Raw genomic sequence first — 21796 nt, 5'->3', positions numbered from 1 at the left:
TTAACCATTTCCTGAATTAATAAATTTAGAAAGTGGAATGCAATACCGAAAGACATTGGTTTCAAGATAAGGTGGCACGAAATGGATAAAGAGTTACTGGCTAAAAAGTTGTACAGCGAAAGAGTAAACTCGCTACTTGGTGATGAGCAAATGGATGAAGATATCCTTACCGAGATGTGGGAATGCAAAGCTTCCCCGTCTGATGCAGCTAAAGCAATGCAATCACCAGATGATGCTTTCGAAGCAGCGCCATGGCTTTCTCGCTACCTCAACCGTAAATAGCGACCTGGTATAGAATCACTCGAACACGCCCGGTGCGAATGCAATCTTGATTCGCGCCGGCTCACTAAACCTGCCATAATTCTCCCCCTGATTTACTTTCACTTCGTTGTTATATGATTTCTAAAACGTTTTCTGCTGATGGTGCGCTCGGAAAAGCGATCCCAGGTTTTCAGCCCAGACAAGCTCAACTTGATATGGCTGAAGCAGTGGCGAATGCGATAGAAAAGCAAAGCCAACTCGTCGTTGAAGCTGGAACCGGTACCGGAAAAACATTCGCTTATCTTGTACCAGCTTTGCTCAGCGGCAAGAAAACCATCATAAGCACCGGCTCAAAGAATCTACAAGAGCAGCTGTTTCATCGAGATTTACCTTTAATGACGGATGCTCTTGGGTACTTCGGGCAAGTGGCTCTTTTGAAAGGGCGCTCAAATTATTTGTGTTTAGATCGATTGAGCCGACAAATGGTCGAGAGTCATGGCATAGAATCTGATCCAACTTTACTCTCTCAGCTCGTGAAAGTTCGACAGTGGTCTTCTTCTACACAAACTGGAGACCTCGGAGATTGTGACGATATTGCCGAAGATAGCCCTGTTATCCCCAATATTACGTCTACTAATGATAATTGTTTAGGTAAAGATTGTCCGAGCTATACTGATTGCTTTGTATTAAAAGCTCGAAAAAAAGCGATGGATGCAGATGTGGTTGTAGTCAACCATCACTTATTTTTAGCAGATTTAGCCATTAAAGAAACGGGGTTTGGGGAGCTAATCCCAGATGCAGACGTCTTTATTTTTGACGAAGCTCACCAAATTCCTGATATCGCGAGTCAGTATTTTGGACAGTCCGTATCAAGCCGACAGATTCAAGAATTAGCCAAAGATATCGAAATCGCTTATCGCACTGAAGCTAAGGATATGCGCCAGCTACAAAAAGTAGGCGATCGCTTAGTGCAGTCGGCAATGGATTTACGAATTGTGTTAGGCGATACCGGGTTTCGTGGAAACTGGCGTGAAGCATTGAAATCGGAATCCATTGCACGAGAGTTAGTGCGGTTACAAGATGGACTGCAACTGGCTGTCGATGTATTGAAATTAGCATTAGGCCGAAGTCAGTTATTGGACACTGCGTTTGAAAGAGCAACAGTGATCAAAATCCGCATAGAACGAGTATGTGACGTGTCAATAACGGGCTATTCCTATTGGTATGACACCACCCCTCGCCATTTTGCTTTACACATTACCCCTTTGTCGGTGGCAGACAAATTTCATGAGCAAATTGAATTGAAGCCGGGAGCTTGGGTGTTTACCTCGGCAACGCTAGCGGTGTCGGATGATTTCTCTCACTTCACGTCCCGTTTGGGGCTAAAACCTGAAGCGCAGTTTTCTTTGCCTAGTCCGTTTGATTACCCGAACCAGGCTCGATTATGTGTACCGCGTTATTTGCCAGAGCCGAACAGCCCCGGTCTTGCCGACAAACTCGTTAGAATGCTGACGCCAGTCATTGAGCAAAACCAAGGGCGATGCTTTTTCTTATGTACTTCGCATAGCATGATGAAAGATTTAGGAGAGCGTTTTAGAGAGACATTAAGCGTACCTGTGCTACTTCAAGGGGAAACCAGTAAGCAAAAAACCTTGGCCGAATTTATGGAACTAGGGAATGCTTTGTTAGTAGCCACTGGGGCTTTTTGGGAAGGGATAGACGTTAGGGGCGACGCGCTTAGCTGTGTTATCATTGACAAATTACCCTTTACAGCCCCTGATGACCCTTTGTTAAAGGCGAGGATTGAAGATTGTAAGCTGAAAGGTGGTGACCCATTTGCTCAGGTTCAATTGCCCGATGCTGTGATCACCTTGAAGCAAGGGGTAGGAAGACTCATTCGTGATAAGCAAGATAATGGCGCTTTAATTATTTGCGATAATCGCTTAGTAACAAGAGATTATGGCGGCATATTTTTGGCGAGTCTTCCTCCGATCCCTCGAACTCGAGATTTAGGCGTTATAAAAGAATTCCTAGCGAACGGTTAGCTCTTGTACCTGATGGGTATCAAAGAGCAAACATTCGTTATTATTATTTAGATTCAACTTAGTTTATTTGAGGCGTTAATGAGCGCAAAAATTCTTGCATTAGATACCGCAACAGAAAATTGCTCTGTAGCATTAATTGTTGAAAACCAAGTGTTTGCACGCAGTGAAGTGGCACCACGAGATCATACAAAAAAAATCTTACCTATGGTTGATGAAGTCTTAAAAGAGGCGGGTATCAGCTTAACAGACGTGGACGCTATAGCCTTCGGTCAGGGGCCGGGTAGCTTTACTGGCGTGCGAATTGGCATTGGTATTGCACAAGGTTTAGCGTTTGGCGCAGATTTACCAATGATTGGCATTTCGACGCTAGAAGCGATGGCTCAGGGGTGTTACCGAGTTCAGGGTGATACACATGTGGCGAGTGCCATTGATGCACGTATGAGCGAAGTCTACTGGGGGCGTTACAGCCGCGAGCAAGATGGTCGTTGGTCTGCGGTTGATGCCGAGTGTGTGATTGCACCAAGTGACCTTGTAGAGCAGGTTGAGGGCGATGTCTTAACTTGGTCTAAAGTTGGCACGGGTTGGGACGCGTATGCTGAGCATATGGACAATATTTCACTTACTTCAAAAGAAAGTGACGTGTTATTCCCAGAAGCGCAAGATATTGCTGTGTTGGCGCAATTTGCGTTTGCAGAAGGAAAAACCGTGGCCGCGGAAGAATCTTCGCCAGTTTATTTACGTGATAAAGTGGCTTGGAAGAAATTACCAGGTCGTGAATAGCGTTTAGCGTAAAGGGAGATGGTGTGTTCTAAGCCCATTTTAGAAACGCCATCACTCATCATGTTTGAGTGGAGTGAATATGGTTTCTGTTAACGGTTTACCCCCTTCGATAGGTCACACTCAAAAGACCAATCGAACGAACAAGAAAAATGACGTTAAGAAAATCGATGCGAAGAGTCCTGTCGGCCAACCCACAAAGGTCGCTAACGCCGTTTCTCATTCTATTCGACATGTCCAAGAATCTGATATTCATAAAGCACAAATTCAGTACGACTTGCCTGAAGGGCGTGGTCGAAGAGCCATGGAAGAGTATATGGATGTTATGAATCAGAGTAAAAAAGAGGAACTTGCGAAGCTCTTAGGAGTCGATATCTATATCTAGCTCCTTATATTCCACTTTTCTAATTGGATGAAATATCAATGTTTTCTACTCTTAAATTCCGTTTCGTAGTCTTATCCTTTCTCATGGTACTTCTGGTCGGTTGTTCGAGTTTACCGGAAGAGCTTACTGCGACGACTGAACCTGTGATTACGGATTATCAAATTTGGTTGGACTCTGACCCAGAATCCAAGCCAACAGTTCGCCTTGGTGGAGTGATTGCTTCAGTCAAAAACCTCGACAATAAGACGCGACTAGAAATTGTTAATATGCCGATTGGCAGTGACGGAAAGCCCAATATCAATGCTGAGCCTAAAGGTCGCTTTGTAGCTTATGTGCAAGGGTATATTGAACCAGTGACGTATGCGAAAGGCAGAATGATCACTTTGGTTGGCACCAGTGAGATGCCGGAAGTCGGAATGGTGGGAGATTACGAATATACATTCCCAGTTATGACGAGTTACGGGCAAAGGCTTTGGAAAATAAAAGAAAGGCTAGTGGTCACCGAAACGTCTTCGCACTTTTATTCGTGTCGCAGTTTATACTGCCGAAGTTTTAATTATGGTCCGAAACAAGGACGAGTGATTCAAGAAGTTCAATAGCTTTGGTTTCATTCCACCAGCAGATTATTGATATGAGGTTATCGTGACATCTCAGGCTATTTATTCAAACCGCTACGATGTAGCGAGTGGCTCAGTAGCGAGCCTTGAAATCGGCACCCCATCAACGACCGCTTTGACGGTCTTTTTTATTCATGGGTGGTTAGATAATGCGGCGAGTTTTACTTCCGTAATGACGGCACTAGCAAAAGAACAACCGCAGCTTCACCTTGTCGCCATCGATTTACCAGGTCACGGACTGTCTAGTCATAAAAACGCCCCTTTCTATTATCCTTTTCATGACTATATTGACGACATTTACCAAGTTTTGAATGAAATATCGCCAAACAGACTCCTGTTAGTAGGACATTCACTTGGTGCATTGATAGCAAGTTGTTATAGTGCCGCCTTTCCTGAACAGGTATCAGGATTAGTTCAAATTGAAGGTCATGGACCTCTTTCTGAAGCTCCCCAGAAGTCGGTAGACCGCTTAAGGCAAGGGGTATTAAGTCGACAACGACAGCGAAGAAAGCCTTCACGTCCACTAGCAACTCTAGAGGATGCTATAACGCTCCGCGCTAAGGCTAACCAAATTGCTCCCGAATTGATTCAACCTATTGTTGAGCGAGGCGTGGAGTATAAAGATGGACAATGGCATTGGCGGTATGACTCAAAATTGAAGTGTGATTCGTTATATCGAATGTCACAAGAGCATGCTGAAGTAATCATGCAGTCAATTCGTTGTCCGCAACTGATTGTTCTTGGTTGTGATGGTTATCGGGATTTAAAGCACAATCGCTACAAGTTAGATACTTCTATTGCAAAGATAGAGGAGATTCCTGGTGGGCATCATTGTCATTTGCAGAGTCCAAAGCGTATTTCTGAGCTAATTCTTGGTGTAGTTAACAAAATTTAAACAAGTGTTTGAGTCTTTTAGTGCTCAAGCACTAAAGCTGTGCTGTAATACTTCGCAAATGATAAATAGCGGCTATGCAGTCAGCTGATAAACGAGGAGTAACATCGTGGATAAACCTTGGCTTTCACGTTTTCCAAGTGACGTACCAGAAACAATCAACCCAGATCAATACCCATCTTTAATCGAAATGTTCGAGCAATCGGTTCAAAAATACGCCGACCAACCAGCGTTCATGAATATGGGTTCTGTGATGACTTTCCGTAAGTTAGAAGAGCGTAGCCGCGCTTTTGCAGCGTACTTACAAAATGATCTGAAACTGAAAAAAGGTGACCGTGTTGCCTTGATGATGCCGAACTTACTACAGTACCCAATCGCACTATTTGGCGTATTACGTGCAGGCATGATCGCGGTTAATGTGAACCCATTGTACACCCCTCGTGAACTTGAACATCAATTGAATGACTCTGGCGCGAAAGCCATTGTGATTGTTTCGAATTTTGCTAGCACGTTGGAAAAGGTAGTCGACAATACGCCTGTTAAGCACGTTGTATTAACGAGCTTGGGTCAGATGTTACCTCGTGCAAAAGGCACGATTGTTGACTTCGTAGTGAAGTACGTAAAAGGCATGGTACCTAAGTACAATTTGCCAGGCGCTATCTCATTCAGACAAGCTTTGAAAAAAGGCCGTCGCCTGCAATATGTGAAGCCATTTATGTCTGGTGAAGATATTGCATTTCTTCAATATACGGGTGGTACTACTGGCGTAGCAAAAGGCGCAATTCTTACTCACAGAAATATGATTGCCAATGTACTTCAAGCGAAAGGGGCGTATGGCCCTGTGTTAGAAGAAGGCCGTGAGTTAGTGGTCACTGCGCTTCCGCTTTATCACGTGTTTGCTCTCACCGTGAACTGCTTGCTCTTTATTGAACTGGGTGGCCAAAACTTATTGATCACCAACCCACGTGATATTCCGGGCTTCATTAAAGAGCTACAGAAGTACCCATTCACCGCGATTACCGGTGTGAATACGTTGTTCAATGCGTTAGTGAACAATGAAGATTTCCACGAATTAGACTTTAGCAAACTGCGCTTATCTGTTGGTGGTGGTATGGCGGTGCAGCGTGCTGTTGCAGAGCAATGGAAGAAAACCACAGGTATCCACTTGCTGGAAGGTTACGGTTTAACAGAGTGTTCTCCGTTAGTGACGGGTAACCCTTACGATCTTAAAGATTACACGGGTGCGATTGGCCTACCTGTACCGTCAACAGATGTACGTATTGTGGATGATGAAGGCAAACCAGTGGGTCATGATCAAACTGGTGAGCTACAAGTTCGTGGACCACAAGTGATGCAAGGTTACTGGCAACGCCCAGAAGCGACCAAAGAAGTAATTGATCCAGAAGGTTGGTTGTCGACGGGTGATATCGTTAAGTTTGATGATGAAGGTCTACTGCACATTGTTGACCGTAAAAAAGACATGATTTTGGTCTCGGGTTTCAACGTTTATCCAAACGAAATTGAAGACGTTGTTGCTCTACATGGCAAAGTTCTTGAAGTCGCGGCGATCGGCCAACCAAATGATGTTTCAGGTGAACTGGTTAAAGTGTACGTGGTTAAACGTGATCCTAGCTTGACCAAAGATGATGTGATCGCACATTGTCGTGAACACCTAACAGGCTACAAAGTACCTAAGCTGGTGGAATTTCGCGATGAGCTACCAAAAACTAACGTAGGTAAAATCTTGCGCCGTGTTTTACGTGAAGAAAATGATGCTCAATTAGCGCAAGCGAAAAGTGCATAGCAGAAGCCGTGACGCATAATTAGTGTTAGAATGCCGACTATTCAAGTCGGCATTTTTGTATCCGGCAAATAATTAATCCAGTGAGAGTTTGTGTGAACTATCAAATTATTACCCAATTGAACGATCTTGAGCGCGTGTGTCAGCAAGCACGTGAAGCCGATGTAGTAATGCTCGACACCGAGTTTGTGCGTACTCGAACCTTTTTTCCTCAATTGGGATTGATTCAATTATTTGATGGCGAGCAGTTGTCTTTGATCGACCCTGTTGAACTGGAAGATATGTCGCCGTTAAAAGGGCTTCTGACAGACACCTCGGTACTAAAAGTGCTACATGCTTGTGGTGAAGATCTGGAAGTGTTCCAGAATGCGTTTGGTTGTACTCCATTCCCGATGGTCGATACGCAGGTCATGGCAGCATTTTTAGGTCACGGCTTGTCGACAGGTTTTGCGGCATTAGTGAAAGAGTTTGTTGGTGTTGAACTTGATAAGAGTGAATCTCGTACAGATTGGTTGGCACGTCCACTTTCCCAAAAGCAGTTAGATTACGCCGCTGCGGATGTGCATTACTTAATGCCAATGTACAACAAGCTACTTGAGAAAGTGCAGGCTGCCGGTTGGTGGGAAGCCGCTCAACAAGAATCCGATTTGTTAGTTGCGAAACGTATTCGATCTGCAGAGCCAGAGAAAGCTTACCTCGATATTAAAGGGGCTTGGCAATTAAGGCCTCAGCAACTAGCGATTTTGCGCCCACTGGCAACTTGGCGTTATAAAGAAGCAATGAAGCGAGATTTGGCACTTAACTTTGTGTTTAAAGAGCAAGACTTATGGGCGGTGGCTAGATTTGGACTTAAATCGGCCAAACACATGGAACAAGAAGGTATCGACCCTCGTGCGGTTCGTCGTCATAGTGCAAAAATTAGTTCAATCGTGAAATTGGCTGAGCACACACCAGAAGAAGAGTATCCGGCGAAAATTGATCGTTTGATGGATTACCCAGGCTACAAGCAAATATTTAAAGTATTGAAAGACGAAGTCAAAAAGGCGTCTTCTTCATCTGGCCTAGCGACTGAATTCCTCGCTTCTAAAAAGCAGTTAAATCAAATGCTGAGCTGGGTATGGAAGCTAGACCGAGACCCAGCGAAGCTGCCGGACGTTATGCAAGGTTGGCGTTTAGAGATTTTAGGCGAGAAGCTAAATAAGGTCTTAACCAAGTAGCTAAGTAAGCAGCTAACAAGTTGTAAACTTTGATATTTCGAAAAGGGTAAGGCGTGATTCACGGCTTACCCTTTTTGTTTTAGATAGGTTCTGCGCTATTTGAGTTTTCCTGCGCTTGAATATCGGCGAGTTGCTGTTCTAACTCGCGAATTCGAATTTCAGCTTCGAGTTCAGCGACACGCTTTTCTGCATCACTGCGATTATCTTGAGAGTGTCCATCCGCGAGCGTTTGCGTGTTGTTGGCATGGCGAGAGTCATCTAAGTCTTTCATTGAACCTGCTACTCCTCCCGTTACACCACCAGCGACCGCTCCTTTTACCGCGAGGCTAGGTTCACCAGTCAGAGCGCCGAGCGTAGCTCCTACCAATGCGCCGCCAACTGCACCTCGATTTCTCGCGGCGTTTTCATTTTCTGCATCCAATGCGGGTGAGCTACATCCTGTAACAATAAGTGCAGCCGCAAGGATGGTTGCTTTTAATTTATTGTTAAGCAGTGACATAAATGAACTCTCTATCTGAACTGTGGGTACCAGACAAGAATACAATTTACTTATAAGTGAGGGTAATGATTGGTGTTTATATCAATGATAACTGCAGGTTATTAATTGACAACTGGTATTAATAGTAGGTAGGTAAAGAAAACGGCCGACATAGGAATATGTCAGCCGCTTTTTTATATTCAATCTAAAGTGCTACTTTTCGTCTTCTGGAAGTTTGACGTTAAGCTCTAACACTGAAATGTCATCATCTTTATGCTCAAAAGATAAATCAACCATTGATGGGTCAACTTCAACGTATTTAGCAATGACTTTTAGAATATCTTCTTTAAGCTGAGGCAAGTATGACGGTGCTGGGTCGTTATGGCTGCGGCGCTCCGCGACAATAATTTGCAGACGTTCTTTCGCTAGATTAGCAGACGACTTTTTCTGTGGTCTAAAAAACTCAAGTAATGACATAGTTAATTAGCCTCCAAATAGTCGCTTAAAGATGCCTTTTTTCGCTTCGGTTAGGAAACGGAAATCAATTTGTCCACCAAGAAGACGCTCTACGGTATCGTCATACGCCATACCTGCATCTGAATTGTCGTCAAAGATAACAGGGACACCTTTGTTTGAAGCGTTAAGCACAGCTTGGCTTTCTGGGATCACACCCAGTAGTGAGATGTGTAGGATCTCTTCAACGTCTTCAACACTCAGCATTTCGCCTTGTGTCACACGGGTAGGGTTGTAACGAGTCAAAAGCAGATGCTGTTTAACTGGCTCTAGCCCTTCTTCTGCACGGCGTGACTTAGAATCTAAAATGCCTAGAATTCGGTCTGAATCGCGCACTGAAGACACTTCAGGGTTAGTGGTAACAATGGCTTCATCTGCGAAGTATAGTGCCATTAGAGCACCTTGCTCGATTCCGGCAGGTGAATCACAGATGATAAAATCAAAGCCCATTTCGTCTAGTTCATCAAAGACACGGCGAACACCTTCTTTAGTCAGAGCGTCTTTGTCGCGTGTTTGAGAAGCAGGAAGGATGAATAGGTTATCCGTACGCTTATCTTTGATCATCGCTTGGTTCAGCGTTGCTTCGCCATTGATAACATTAACGAAGTCGTAAACGACACGGCGCTCACAGCCCATGATTAGATCTAGGTTACGTAGGCCAATATCAAAATCGATAACCGCGGTCTTTTTACCTTTAAGAGCCAGTCCTGAGGCGATAGCCGCACTTGAAGTGGTTTTACCGACCCCACCTTTACCTGATGTTACAACAATAATGCGTGCCATTATTTTTTCCTTTTTATCTTTCTAAATCGCAAGTACATCGAAGTGCAGAACATCGCCTGTCATGCTTAGCATGATTTTCTTCTGCCAGTACTCGCTTTCAATTTGATCGCTGAGCCAGTAATTCCCTGAAATGGAAACCAGCTCCGCTTGTAAATCATTACAAATAATTTTTGCTTCTTTTTGACCACTTGCGCCCGCTATCGCTCGCCCGCGTAACGTGCCATGGATGTGGATGCTACCGTCTGCGATGACTTCGGCCCCTGCGCTGACGTGGTTTAAGATCACCAAATCGCCATCTTTAGCATAGACTTGCTGTCCAGAACGGATAGGAGTTCTAATGATTTTTGTGGGCGCCATCTTAGCTGGAGCCTGAGAAGGGGATTTACTTGCAGACATGACCGCAAATCCGGCTTCTTTCGCAAGGTTTTGCGCGCGTTTGTCTTGGCAACCAGTAATGCCAACAGGGATCATCCCGGCGTTTGAAATACCGTTCTTGAGTTGAGTAAAGTCGATATCACCTTCTACTTTGCTGATGTTAATCACAACCGGAGCTGCGGCAAAAAAAGTAGGGGCTTGGGTAACCTTTTCTTGAAGAAACGTCACCGCACTGTCGATTTTATGATCGGATAAGTGCAATACGGATAGTGTAAAACTACTACCTTTGAGATCTGGGTTACTAGACATTGATAACTAATGGACCTTAATAAGAACTGGCTACAATTTCTTTCATCTTTAACTGAAAGGGCATTGCCTGAAACTAGGTTTATCATGTTATATTCCCAAACCAAGCACAGCAAGCAATCTTGTTGTCAAATGGACGTTTTGTTCCCAATATTTCTAAACTTAAACCAATAATTTCAGAACTCTGACTTTTGAAGTTCTGAACAAGAGAAAAGGCTTGTCATGCTGTGTTCTATTTATAAAAGCTCTAAGAAAGAAGGCACTTACTTATATATCCCTAAAAAGGATGATTTTTCACAAGTTCCTGACACTTTGATGCAGATGTTCGGCAAACCTAGCTTTGTGATGGTTATCAAAATGGACGGCAGAACGCTGGCCCAAGTTGATATCGAGAAAGTAAAAGAATCTCTTAATAATGATGGTTTCTTCTTACAAGTACCGCCTCCGACTGTTAACGAGTTAGAGCTATACAAAGAACGAAAAGCTCAGCAAAAAAAGTCGGAAGACGAAGAATAAACTGCTCTCAACGTTCAAGGAGGAGCACTTGAAAAAAGTACGTACGATTGTGGCTGGGTTAGTGAGCTTGTTAGTAGCGGGCAACCTCGCAGCGAATGAGTTAAGTTTCGAAGAATACGTATTAACTTTGAAACAAGAAGGCCGCGAACAAGGCATTTCTGAATCAATACTTGACCAAGCTTTTGAAGGTGTGACATTCAAACCAAGAGCCGTCACGGCAGATAAAAATCAGCCAGAGAAAAAGCTCACTTTGGATGAATACATTCCTAGAGCTGTCCCTGATTGGAAAGTGAAGCAGGCTAAATCGCTGTACAACAAGCATTACCAATCGCTAAAGCGTATCGGCGATGAATATGGCGTTCAGCCTCGTTTTATCGTTGCACTGTGGGGTGTTGAAAGTAATTTCGGTAAGTTCACTGGTAATTATAGTGTTATCGACGCGCTGTCTACCATGTCTTATGAAGGCCGCCGTGAAGCTTTCTTCCGCAAAGAAACCATGGCAGCACTGAACATTCTTGAACAAGGGCATATTAAGCCGAAAGAGATGAAAGGCTCTTGGGCGGGGGCGATGGGACAGCCTCAGTTTATGCCAAGCTCATTTTTAGCTTATGCCGCTGACGGTAATGGCGATGGCAAAAAAGATATTTGGAACACAGAGGAAGATGTGTTTGCCTCTGCAGCCAATTATCTAAGTCAGTCTGGGTGGAATGATAAATACACTTGGGGGCGTCAGGTACAAGTGCCATCTGGCATTTCAACCGAACTTCAAGGCAGAACGGCAGATAAAGCCAAATACCTGCAAGAGTGGTCAGAAATTGGCATTACCGGTTACAGCGGACAGCCGCTACCTAAGCTGAATGAAGATATTCAAGCCTGGCTGATTATGCCGGATGATGAAGCAGGGCGGTCTTACTTGGTGTACAACAACTACAATGTACTAATGAAGTGGAATCGTTCGTATTACTTTGCCTTGGCTGTCAGCCACTTAGCCGACAGAATCAAGTTTGATTAATAAAAAGGACTCTTCGGAGTCCTTTTTTAATTCTCTATTTTTGTGGAGTGACTGTGCTAACCGATCGTGCATCTCAAATGGTGATATTCCATGCACTAATTAAACATGAAGGCTTTACTGCTGCGGCGAAAAGCCTTGGTGTTTCCGTGTCGCATATTAGTAAGCAAATTGCATTACTTGAAGACTCCATTGGACTTAAGCTGGTTCAGCGAACCACTCGCTCGTTAACATTAACCGAAGCGGGACAAGCTTTTTACCAGCATTGTAATCAGCTGTTTCACATAGTTAAGAATGCACAAATGGAAATGGAGTGTCAGCGAGATGATGTTGCTGGCGTTCTTAGGGTTGGGCTCTCTCAATCGTTTGGAACCTTACATATTATCCCTGCTATTGATGAGTTAAGGCGGCTTTACCCTAACTTAAGAATTGAAGTGAGCTTGTTTGACTACAAAGTCGACATGCTTGAAGAACGATTAGATTTATGGGTGACGAACAATGAAGATTTGCCTGAAGGGTATATCGCCCAGCGGTTAGCGGATTGCCAATTTGTGGTGGCGGCGTCGCCAGATTATTTGATCAAAGAGGGAACACCACATCAGCCAAGTGATTTACTAAAACACAATTGTTTAATTTATCGTAGCCGAGACCGAGAGTACGCGTCTTGGGCATTTTCAAAAGACAAAGAAAACTACTGTGTGAAGATATCGGGTAATTACTCTGTCGATTTAGCTGAAGCCGTGAGAGATGCCGCGGTTTCTGGCTGGGGAGTGGCTTACCTTGCGACCTATCTACTCAAAGATGAATTCCGGACAGGAAAGTTAATACAAGTGTTACCCGATTGGACGGCAAGCCAAACCATGCCTTTTTACGCGGTGTATCCAAGTCGACAAAATATGCCGAGGAAGCTTTCAACCGTTATCGAGTTCTTTAAAAGCCATTTAGGGTTTCCCTGTTATTGGGATACCAACCTTAAGTCTTCGGTTCAGTTGCATCACTGATTATTGCGAGTTTCATAAATATATTTTCCATATGGAAAAAGTGCTCGTTATCAAAAGATCTAATCATTATAAATCAATAGTTTATAATGCTGTTTGGTAATTGAGCAATGGTTTGAACATGCCATTAACAACTTCGACTTGTCGCAAACGATTTCCTATATAGAATGCCTCGCCTTTCGTACCTACATATACAGGTTAGCTAACATGGCATCCTTAATCGGAATTTTCGCAATATTAGTAACGGCATGGTTACTATCTACGGACAGAAAAAATATTCAATTCAGAACTGTTTCTTTGGCGTTCTTACTGCAAATCTCTTTTGCGCTATTGGTGCTATATGTACCGATGGGAAAGGAGGTGCTAAATAGCGTAACCGGAGCGGTATCTCACTTGATCAATTACGGGCAAGAGGGCATCAACTTTCTTTTCGGTGGTTTGACCAATAACGGCTTTGTGTTTGCCATTAACGTGCTTGGCATTATCATTTTCTTTTCGGCGTTGATTTCGGGCCTATACCATATTGGTTTTATGCCAAAGGTGATTAACGTTATCGGTGGTGGATTACAAAAGTTTTTAGGTACAGGCCGCGCTGAATCACTGTCTGCAACGGCCAACATTTTCGTTGGGATGATTGAAGCACCATTGGTGGTGAAGCCTTATCTTAAGAATATGACCGATTCCCAGCTTTTCGCGGTAATGACATGTGGCCTCGCTTCTGTGGCTGGTGGAACCCTGGTGGGCTATGCATCGTTAGGCGTCGACTTAAACTACTTGATCGCAGCCGCGTTTATGTCTGCGCCTGCTGGCTTATTAATGGCAAAGATTTTGGTGCCTGGTTCTAATGATCAACAGTGTGAAAATATAGAATCAGACGTTGAACTACCACGCGCAACCAATGTGGTGGAAGCAATGGCTGACGGCGCAATGTCTGGGCTGAAAATTGCGGTTGCAGTTGGTGCGACTTTACTGGCGTTCATCAGTGTAATTGCGATGTTAAATGGCTTACTTGGCTACGTTGGCAGCTGGTTTGGTATCGCATTGAGCTTTGAGCTGATTCTCGGTTATCTGTTCGCACCTATTGCTTGGCTATTAGGCATTCCATGGTCAGAAGCTGTGATAGCTGGTTCGTTAATCGGTAACAAAATTGTCGTGAACGAATTTGTTGCATTTATTCAACTTATGGGGGTTAAAGAGCAGCTAAGTGCGCACTCTCAAGCTATCGTGACTTTCGCGTTATGTGGGTTTGCCAATATCTCAACCATGGCTATCTTGATTGGTGGCTTAGGCAGCTTAGTGCCAGAGCGTCGCTCGTTCATTTCCAAATATGGTTTTAAGGCGATAAGTGCGGGTGTGTTAGCTAACCTTATGAGCGCAGCCATTGCAGGCGTGGTTCTGTCGCTTTAATTACTTTGGTTAATGCGTTATCAAATATAGAAAAGGCTCCGTTTAGGAGCCTTTTTTTATGAATGCTAGATGATTACTTTTTCGAGTGGAATTGCTCACAAGCAATCATTGTGTTCTCGATAAGGCTTGCAACTGTCATTGGGCCAACACCGCCTGGTACCGGTGTGATGAAACTTGCGTTTTCTTTCGCAACATCGTACTCGACATCACCAACAAGCTTGCCAGATTCAAGACGGTTGATACCAACATCGACCACAATCGCGCCTTCTTTAATCCAAGCGCCTGGAATGAAGTTAGGCTTACCAACAGCAACCACGACAACATCTGCTTGACGAACGTGGCCTTCAAGATCCTTAGTAAAGCGGTGACAAGTCGTCGTTGTACAGCCTGCTAGCAATAGCTCTAGTGTCATAGGGCGGCCAACAATGTTTGATGCGCCAACCACAACAGCGTGCTTTCCACGTAAATCGATGTTGTAACGGTCCAACAGGGTAATAATGCCTTTTGGCGTACAAGAGCGAAGCTTAGGGATACGCTGAGCCAGACGGCCTACGTTGTATGGGTGGAAACCATCGACGTCTTTTTCTGGCGTGATGCTTTCTAGAACATGTGTGCTATCAATACCTGCTGGCAGTGGAAGTTGAACCAAAATACCATCGATTTCTGGATCGTTGTTTAGTTCAGCCACAAGGCTAAGCAATTCTTCTTCTGTCGCTGTCGCAGGTAAATCGAAAGATTTAGACACGAAGCCAACTTCTTCACACGCTTTGCGCTTGCTGCCTACGTAGACTTGAGAAGCTGGGTCTTCACCCACTAATACTACCGCTAGGCCCGGAGCACGCAATCCAGCTTCAGTACGTGCTTTTACACGCGCTGCAACTTCCGAACGAACTGTCTGTGAAATGAGCTTTCCATCAATATTTTGAGCAGTCATGAATTTCCTTAGAAAATGATATTCAAGTTAGTGGCTGATGTTTTGGCGCATTATTTCAGAAAACGTTTTTGATTTCCATCAAGCAAACGTTTGCATCGGTCTCTTTTTCATCAAGTAACCACTGAGTGACTCATTTTTACTCACTTAGATCATAATGTTACACAAAGCCGTTGATTTACAGATTCTAACTCGTATAATCCTTTCCCTGTAGCGCGCCCTTAGCTCAGCTGGATAGAGCACGTCCCTTCTAAGGATGTGGTCGAAGGTTCGAATCCTTCAGGGCGTGCCATTTATTTAGAAGGCCTGATAACTTATTAAGTTGTCAGGCCTTTGTCGTTTCTGAGCACTACTTAAAATCTATCAAGGGTAGTTTCCACTCAGCTTCGTTTTGAAACGCCGAACAACAAGATCATTCATTCCAGTATTGCTTGTTTGGATCTTTCTTTTCCACCCATTCAGGGTTCTCCCGAGCCTCCAAATACAACTGAAGCCCGTTATAAGAAAGATAAGCGGCTGGGCCACCGAGGTGCTCAAAATAGTTGAAGTAGTCATCTTCGAGTGAGCAGAGGTGGTTTAAGTCTTTCACCTTTTGTGCCAATGCCCATTGAATGGCAAATTTAGGGGCAATGCTGCCAGAGATATTTACCTCTTCAACATTGTCGTTAAATGCTAACTCTAAGCGTTTCTGTTCAAGCTCCATTTCTTCTTGTTCGGACTCTTGTTGGAGAACTTCTTCTACAATGTCTAAACGGGCTGCTTTAGAGGCATTCTTATTAAGTTTAGCGACTCGCAGAGCATAGCCAAATCGATCAGGCGTGACGATATCAACCAACTGGGTGAGCAACTCTTTGTTTACACCGGCGGCTTTAGCGAAGTAATCGATACATGAATACACGTTGGCGTAACGAATACCATTAAACTCAAAACCTGTAGATTCGTCATAAGTATTGAGTGGGATAGTATCAATAGCTAACGCCCAACCTTGATAATCGACTCGTTGTTGGGCGATTTGATACATCTTCCAAGCACTTTTGCCAAAGCCACTCAAGATTGCACCGGAGAATTCGCTATCAATGAGTTCTTGCTCTGTCCAATTCTCCCCAATACCAAGGTGCTTGGCGTATTTGGTGATTAGCGCTTGTTTGATTTTGTCCCGCAGCATCCATATGGAGGTGAGCCCTTTTGGGCAACTGACGCTAGCACACTCCTTACAGGCTGGGAGTGCTATTGGTGGGTGTTCTAGTTTGGCTATTGACCCAGCAGATTTAGGAAATTCGATGCTATGGCTTGATGGCTCACCACAAAACCAACAGGTGTGGCGTGAGTTGAATGGTATATCGATATGTCGTGGAGCGTTCGGCCTCATATTAGATCCAGAGTTTTATTTTATTGCCTCATCGTAAAGTCGATAGTAGCACTTCCGGTGTTACTCGACCTAAACCGTTACCAAAGGATTGGCTAACAGCTCAATTGATCAAATAAACCCCTAGTTAGGTGCTAAACCGCTTTGATGTACTAGCGAATTAGTTTATCATCAGAACGTCATACTGATTATTTGGATGAAAAAATGCTTCGACGACTACGCTTTACATTACTTTTCATATTATTTTTCCCTGCAATGGTTTTCGCGAATGAGGTTGAGGCCGGCAAAGTTAAATCTAAGCCTTTGATAATGGGCATTGTTTCTAGTAAACCTCAAAAAACGATCCGCAGAAGCGAGCCATTCATTGAGTATTTAGCTAAAGAGTTGGCTCCGTTTGGTTATACCCATGGAGAGGTTTTGGTTACTGATAACCTAAAAGAAATGGCTGATTTGTTGAACAGTGGCAAAGTGCACCTTACGACTTCTACTTTATTTTCGGCTCTCTTGCTAGAACAGCTAACTGACGTTCACTTCGCAGGACTACGTTGGAAGAAAAGTGCCCGTCAATATCACTCTTTGCTTTTTAGTAGTACTCAAAGCGGCATTAAAGATCTAAATGGATTAAAAGGTAAAACCATCGCGTTTGAGAAAAAGAGCTCAAGCAGTGGCTTCTTTTTTCCGGCTAACTATCTAATAAGTGAAGGTTATGAACTGCAAAAAATGCAGTCGTTAGAGCAGCAACCAGATCCTGATAAGATCGGTTATCTTTTTGCCAGCCAAGCTCTAAACAATTCCGATGAGCTTAATATGGCGATTTGGACATACAGCCAAAAACTGGATGCTTCAGTGTTCAGTAATTTGAATTGGGAAGATCCTAATGATGTTCCAGATGCGGTAAGAGACGGCTTGGTCATCATTGCACAAACTCCTCCAGCTCCTCGTGGTTTGATGCTTATCGGTCCGGATATCAATGGCATTGAATTTGATGCACTCAAGAAAGCGATGTATCAAGCTGACACAACAACGGAAGGCAAAAGAAGCTTAGAACGGTTCCAAAAGACGACCAAGATTGAAGCGATTAATGACGAATTCAACCAGTTTATTGATTTGAGTCGTACTCAATTGCCCCAAATCATACAGCTAGCCGACTAGTTCTATGTATGTCCGATCCTCCCTAAAAAAGCGTTTTATGTATGCCAGTACAAGTATTTTACTGGCTATTTCGTTGATGTTTTTCCTCGCCTACCGAAATATTTATGACGAGATAAACACTAAGCTGATTGAACAACTGCACGCTAATACGGAAATTAGTTTAAATCAGCAGTTATCCAGGCGCGGAATATCGTTAGGCAATGTATTAGCTGAAAACTTGTTTGATGCTCTATACACATTCAACCTTGAATTGGCGTTGAAGCTCCTCAAGCCAGTGTTAACACTTGAAGAAGTTCGCTCTCTTAGCGTAACCAATGTCGACGGTATTATTTTTCACGATGGCAGTGAAGCGCTGACAGATTTTGGTAAGCGACATTCACAATTATCTTTGATTCAAGAGTCAATCACTCGCCGAGAAGTGATTACGAAACAAGTAGATAAACGCATACAGTTTGTTTTTCCTATCCAAGCGGGGAGCTCGGTCGAAGGCGCACTGTTCATGGAACTTAGCATGGACCAGCTTAAAAAAGATCTGGATGCAGAGCATGAGGCAATACATAAAATTCGTGAAGAGGAGCGACGTGACTTTGTTTTTTTACAAGCGTTATTAACCATTGTAGGAATGGCGATTGGTGCGAGTTTTATATGGTATCTCGCTCATACACTGACTAAACCTCTTAATCTACTTATCAACCACTTTAAAAGCGCTAGCAACGATGATTATCAAAACTTTCCTAATGAGGAGCGCAATGATGAGATTGGTGAGCTATCACGTGCTTATAACGAGATGAGCCAAAAAATTAATAAGCGAACCGAAGCGATTAAATACATGGCTTATCACGACGCATTAACAGGACTATCGAATCGCACTAAATTTGCTGATTTTGTGAACGCTCATTTGTCTAAATCGAGTACTCATTCGCTCCAAGTATTCTTTATCGACATTGATGGTTTCAAAGCTGTTAACGATACGTACGGACACGCGCAAGGCGATCAGTTTCTAATCAAAATAGCTGAGCGATTAAACCGTTTATTTATTAACTATCATCAGTTTAAAGATGGTCAGCAGAATACTTTTCCGCATATGGTGTCTCGTATCGGCGGTGATGAATTTCTGGTTTGCATAGTGAATGCGCCGAAACTCAGTCATCAAGCGATATCGGATCTGATGCTAGAAAATTTGCAGCAGCCAATTCAGTTAGAGAGTGATTCTGTTAACGCTGGTGGCAGCATTGGTATTGCTCATTACCCGGAATTTACTGGGGATGCACTAAGCTTCATCCAATATGCTGATATGGCAATGTATGAGGCGAAAGCAAAAGGAAAGAACACCTCAGTGACGTTTAATGAAGCAATGAGAAAAAGAGTGGCTCATCGAATGGCGATCGAAAAAGAACTGAAAACCGCCGTTTATAATACCGAACAATTTGAGCTTTGGTATCAGCCTAAAATGGATCTCACTAGTCAAAAGATCGTCGGGGCCGAAGCGCTGGTTCGCTGGAACCACCCGCAACGTGGCATTATATTTCCTGACGAGTTTATTTCTATTGCTGAAGCGTCTAACTCTATACTGCTTATCGGTGAAGCCTTGATTGAACGCTTGTTTCAAGACTTGGCTCACTGGGTTCATTCCGGGCTCGTTGACGATCAATTTACGCTCGCTTTAAATTTGTCAGCCCGCCAAATATACCGACAAGATCTGTATGGTATTTTTCAAAATCAGTTCAAAAAACATCATGTATCTCCGGCCCAGATTCAATTGGAAGTGACCGAATCTTTGCTATTGGATGATACAGAAAAGGCCAACGACGTATTGGTAGAGCTGCAAAAACTAGGGGTTTCGATTTGGTTAGACGATTTCGGTACTGGCTACTCATCTTTAACGTATTTGCAGAATTTCAATTTTGATGGTGTAAAGATAGATAGGTCGTTTGTTCAGGACGTCGATACCAATAATAAAAACAAAGAGTTGGTGAAAGCGACTCTTGCATTAGCAAAGAGCCTTAATATCGATACGATAGCCGAAGGGATTGAGACTCAAGCGCACTTAAACATTTTATCGGAACTCGGCTGCCACACTGGCCAAGGTTATTACTTTGATAAACCGATTACCGCGCAGCAACTGAATGTCAAATACTTTAACAACGAGGAGATAGCCCCGTTAGCGAAGGAACCGATTCAAGAGATGCTCGTCTAAATCGTGCTTTAATGCACGTTTTTATTGAGTTTTGATAGGCTGAGAGCTCGAAGAATATATTTAAATCAGATTTTAGTCTTTGCCTACACCAGTTAAACTGCCATGTCAGAGTTTGACTGCGGATAAAGAGGTGAATTGTGTCTGAGCGTTTTATGCTGCGAGCTTTAGAGTTATCAAAAAACGCGTTACCCCATTGTCGACCAAACCCGCCGGTCGGTTGTGTGTTGGTAACAAACGGGAAGGTGGTGTCAGAAGGTTATACCCAATCGATAGGGGGAAACCATGCAGAAGTGGAAGCGCTCAATAAGTTGTCTGGTTCAACGGAAGGGATCACTGCTTATGTCACGTTAGAGCCTTGCGCCTTTGTAGGGCGAACCCCAGCCTGCGCCCGAACGTTAGTGGCATCGGGAATTGAGCATGTGGTTGTCGCCATGCTCGACCCAGACCCAAGAAACAGCGGTAAAGGTATCGCGATTTTGCAGGAAGCGGGCGTAAGGGTTGAAGTAGGCCTGGCTGAGTCGGCGGTTAAAGCGTTCCTGTCGCCTTACCTAGGGCATTCTTAAGGTATAGGTTCTAAGTTCGTACTATTGAAAGATAACTAACAAAAGATGAAGTTATTTTTTCCTTGATGCTTAACTTGGTACATCGCTTTATCTGCTTGTTCGTAGATAGTATCAAAATCGATGGCGCTTACTTCAAATTGACTTATCCCAATACTAAACCCAATATTTGCCTCGCCATTCTCTAGGCGAATTGGTTGCTTTACTTTGCTTAATAGGCGTTGAGCTAAGTCTGCAAGTCTTGCTTGCGTTGAATCGGGAACTAGAATGACAAACTCATCTCCTCCTAGGCGGGAGACATAAGCGCCACTTGAGGACTCTTGCTCGAGCCATCGAGCGACTTGTATTAATAGAGTGTCCCCCGATTTATGGCCGAGTTGATCGTTCACTGCTTTAAAGTTGTCTAGATCAATGAAAATGATTGCCGACTGGGAGCTTTCTGAACAAGGTTTAAGTGTGTTGAATTGAGTTTCTAAAGCGGCTCTGTTCATTAAACCAGTCAAGGGATCGGTACTTGCGAGTTTGGCTAATTCTAGCTCATAACGTTTTTCTTGCGTGATATCGATATGCGTCCCCATCATTCTAAGGGGCGTTCCATCTAAGCTGTATTCAACAATTCGTCCACGGTCTGATACCCAACTGTGGCTGCCGTCTTTATGAAGCATACGATGGACGGCTTGGTAAGAATCGCTTTTTCCCGCGACGTGAGATTCAAACGCTTCAATAACTTCATCACGTTCTTCTGGGTGGAGTTTACTCTTCCAGGTTTCGACGTTGGCTTCTAACTCATTGGGATTGAATCCAAGCATCTTGCCCCATTCCATATTGAAGATGGTAAGGCTCCCTGTTGGGATATGTTGTTCCCATAAGCATAGGCCCGTACCATCAAGAGCCGCATTGAGCTTTTCTTCAAGGCGATACTTTTGCCGCTTGAGTCGCTCATTTTCCCTTTCTAGCTCGATGATGCGCATCTGATATTGTGCGAGCTGAACATGTTCCTTAAGCTTTTCCATTTGAACAATTACATCCTGTAGTTACTCGTTAGAAATAGAAAGCTCAATATAACCCATTTTCCATATTTATAAATTCCCATAACAGATAATTATGAATTACGTTTATTTGGGTCAGTGTCTATGACCGAAGATGGTGACTTGAGGGGGCAAGGGGATTACATCTAGTATTATTGTTTGGATTTAAGCCTTAGCTTGCT

Annotated in this window: 22 protein-coding genes and 1 tRNA gene; 16 read left to right on the top strand and 7 right to left on the bottom strand. The window is 43.7% G+C overall.

Features of this window, described 5'->3' with window-relative positions:
- The first annotated feature begins 81 nt into the window (after nt 1-81).
- From ACHUFI_RS06205 to rnd, 8 genes are all read left to right on the top strand, one after another.
- Entirely contained in the window at nt 82-282 is a 201-nt protein-coding gene (locus tag ACHUFI_RS06205; RefSeq protein WP_394247466.1) for a hypothetical protein, read from the top strand.
- A gap of 113 nt (nt 283-395) precedes the next feature.
- Nucleotides 396-2306 carry an ATP-dependent DNA helicase gene (locus ACHUFI_RS06200; RefSeq protein ID WP_394247465.1) on the top strand — a complete coding sequence of 637 codons (1911 nt, stop codon included), beginning with the start codon at nt 396-398 and terminating at the stop codon, nt 2304-2306.
- A 78-nt stretch (nt 2307-2384) separates the two neighbouring features.
- Nucleotides 2385-3086, top strand: coding sequence for a tRNA (adenosine(37)-N6)-threonylcarbamoyltransferase complex dimerization subunit type 1 TsaB (gene tsaB / locus ACHUFI_RS06195; RefSeq protein WP_394247464.1), 702 nt, complete (start codon nt 2385-2387; stop codon nt 3084-3086).
- Between the two features lie 79 nt (nt 3087-3165).
- Nucleotides 3166-3468, top strand: coding sequence for a chromosome partitioning protein ParA (locus tag ACHUFI_RS06190; RefSeq protein ID WP_394247463.1), 303 nt, complete (start codon nt 3166-3168; stop codon nt 3466-3468).
- A 38-nt stretch (nt 3469-3506) separates the two neighbouring features.
- Nucleotides 3507-4067, top strand: coding sequence for a Slp family lipoprotein (locus ACHUFI_RS06185; protein ID WP_394247462.1), 561 nt, complete (start codon nt 3507-3509; stop codon nt 4065-4067).
- 58 nt (nt 4068-4125) lie between these two features.
- Complete coding sequence (locus ACHUFI_RS06180) at nt 4126-4980, top strand: alpha/beta hydrolase (RefSeq protein ID WP_394247545.1); 855 nt, start codon at nt 4126-4128, stop codon at nt 4978-4980.
- Between the two features lie 106 nt (nt 4981-5086).
- Nucleotides 5087-6781, top strand: a complete 1695-nt coding sequence (gene fadD / locus ACHUFI_RS06175) for a long-chain-fatty-acid--CoA ligase FadD (protein ID WP_394247461.1) — start codon at nt 5087-5089, stop codon at nt 6779-6781.
- Nucleotides 6782-6873: 92 nt separating this feature from the next.
- Complete coding sequence (gene rnd / locus ACHUFI_RS06170) at nt 6874-7995, top strand: ribonuclease D (protein ID WP_394247460.1); 1122 nt, start codon at nt 6874-6876, stop codon at nt 7993-7995.
- 79 nt (nt 7996-8074) lie between these two features.
- Here the strand turns inward: rnd and ACHUFI_RS06165 are convergent, their stop codons facing one another.
- The 4 genes from ACHUFI_RS06165 to minC all read right to left on the bottom strand — a co-directional run bounded on the left by ACHUFI_RS06165 (nt 8075) and on the right by minC (nt 10453).
- Complete coding sequence (locus ACHUFI_RS06165; RefSeq protein ID WP_394247459.1) at nt 8075-8494, bottom strand: glycine zipper domain-containing protein; 420 nt, start codon at nt 8492-8494, stop codon at nt 8075-8077.
- A 192-nt stretch (nt 8495-8686) separates the two neighbouring features.
- On the bottom strand, nt 8687-8950 hold the full coding sequence (minE, locus tag ACHUFI_RS06160; protein WP_137355728.1) for a cell division topological specificity factor MinE: 264 nt from the start codon (nt 8948-8950) through the stop codon (nt 8687-8689).
- Nucleotides 8951-8956: 6 nt separating this feature from the next.
- A complete protein-coding gene (gene minD / locus ACHUFI_RS06155; protein WP_394247458.1) occupies nt 8957-9769 on the bottom strand; it encodes a septum site-determining protein MinD in 813 nt (270 codons plus the stop codon).
- A gap of 21 nt (nt 9770-9790) precedes the next feature.
- Nucleotides 9791-10453, bottom strand: coding sequence for a septum site-determining protein MinC (gene minC, locus ACHUFI_RS06150; protein WP_394247457.1), 663 nt, complete (start codon nt 10451-10453; stop codon nt 9791-9793).
- A 219-nt stretch (nt 10454-10672) separates the two neighbouring features.
- On the opposite strand from minC, the gene ACHUFI_RS06145 reads away from it, so the two are divergent.
- From ACHUFI_RS06145 to ACHUFI_RS06130, 4 genes are all read left to right on the top strand, one after another.
- Nucleotides 10673-10966 carry a YcgL domain-containing protein gene (locus ACHUFI_RS06145; protein WP_394247456.1) on the top strand — a complete coding sequence of 98 codons (294 nt, stop codon included), beginning with the start codon at nt 10673-10675 and terminating at the stop codon, nt 10964-10966.
- A 28-nt stretch (nt 10967-10994) separates the two neighbouring features.
- A complete protein-coding gene (locus tag ACHUFI_RS06140; protein ID WP_394247455.1) occupies nt 10995-11978 on the top strand; it encodes a lytic murein transglycosylase in 984 nt (327 codons plus the stop codon).
- 77 nt (nt 11979-12055) lie between these two features.
- The gene (locus ACHUFI_RS06135; protein WP_394247544.1) at nt 12056-12976 is read left to right on the top strand and encodes a LysR family transcriptional regulator; all 921 of its coding nucleotides are present in this window, start codon (nt 12056-12058) and stop codon (nt 12974-12976) included.
- Between the two features lie 204 nt (nt 12977-13180).
- Nucleotides 13181-14380: a NupC/NupG family nucleoside CNT transporter gene (locus ACHUFI_RS06130; protein WP_394247454.1), complete on the top strand. Its 1200-nt coding sequence runs from the start codon at nt 13181-13183 to the stop codon at nt 14378-14380.
- A 73-nt stretch (nt 14381-14453) separates the two neighbouring features.
- On the opposite strand, the gene folD is transcribed toward ACHUFI_RS06130, so the two are convergent.
- Nucleotides 14454-15314 carry a bifunctional methylenetetrahydrofolate dehydrogenase/methenyltetrahydrofolate cyclohydrolase FolD gene (folD, locus tag ACHUFI_RS06125; protein WP_394247453.1) on the bottom strand — a complete coding sequence of 287 codons (861 nt, stop codon included), beginning with the start codon at nt 15312-15314 and terminating at the stop codon, nt 14454-14456.
- A gap of 212 nt (nt 15315-15526) precedes the next feature.
- Between folD and ACHUFI_RS06120 the strand changes: the two genes are divergently transcribed.
- A tRNA-Arg gene (locus ACHUFI_RS06120) sits at nt 15527-15603 on the top strand.
- A 120-nt stretch (nt 15604-15723) separates the two neighbouring features.
- On the opposite strand, the gene ACHUFI_RS06115 is transcribed toward ACHUFI_RS06120, so the two are convergent.
- Nucleotides 15724-16680: a hypothetical protein gene (locus tag ACHUFI_RS06115; RefSeq protein ID WP_394247452.1), complete on the bottom strand. Its 957-nt coding sequence runs from the start codon at nt 16678-16680 to the stop codon at nt 15724-15726.
- A 201-nt stretch (nt 16681-16881) separates the two neighbouring features.
- Between ACHUFI_RS06115 and ACHUFI_RS06110 the strand changes: the two genes are divergently transcribed.
- From ACHUFI_RS06110 to ACHUFI_RS06100, 3 genes are all read left to right on the top strand, one after another.
- On the top strand, nt 16882-17829 hold the full coding sequence (locus ACHUFI_RS06110) for a PhnD/SsuA/transferrin family substrate-binding protein (protein ID WP_394247451.1): 948 nt from the start codon (nt 16882-16884) through the stop codon (nt 17827-17829).
- Nucleotides 17830-17866: 37 nt separating this feature from the next.
- Entirely contained in the window at nt 17867-20026 is a 2160-nt protein-coding gene (locus ACHUFI_RS06105; protein WP_394247450.1) for a putative bifunctional diguanylate cyclase/phosphodiesterase, read from the top strand.
- 152 nt (nt 20027-20178) lie between these two features.
- On the top strand, nt 20179-20589 hold the full coding sequence (locus ACHUFI_RS06100; protein ID WP_394247543.1) for a bifunctional diaminohydroxyphosphoribosylaminopyrimidine deaminase/5-amino-6-(5-phosphoribosylamino)uracil reductase RibD: 411 nt from the start codon (nt 20179-20181) through the stop codon (nt 20587-20589).
- A 35-nt stretch (nt 20590-20624) separates the two neighbouring features.
- On the opposite strand, the gene ACHUFI_RS06095 is transcribed toward ACHUFI_RS06100, so the two are convergent.
- A complete protein-coding gene (locus tag ACHUFI_RS06095; protein ID WP_394247449.1) occupies nt 20625-21599 on the bottom strand; it encodes a GGDEF domain-containing protein in 975 nt (324 codons plus the stop codon).
- Nucleotides 21600-21796 lie beyond the last annotated feature (197 nt).

The sequence above is a fragment of the Vibrio profundi genome, assembly GCF_043642225.1.
Classification (GTDB): Bacteria; Pseudomonadota; Gammaproteobacteria; order Enterobacterales; family Vibrionaceae; genus Vibrio; species Vibrio profundi_A.
The sequence above is the reverse complement of the archived record's forward strand: the minus strand, read 5'-3'. Positions and strand labels throughout refer to the sequence as shown.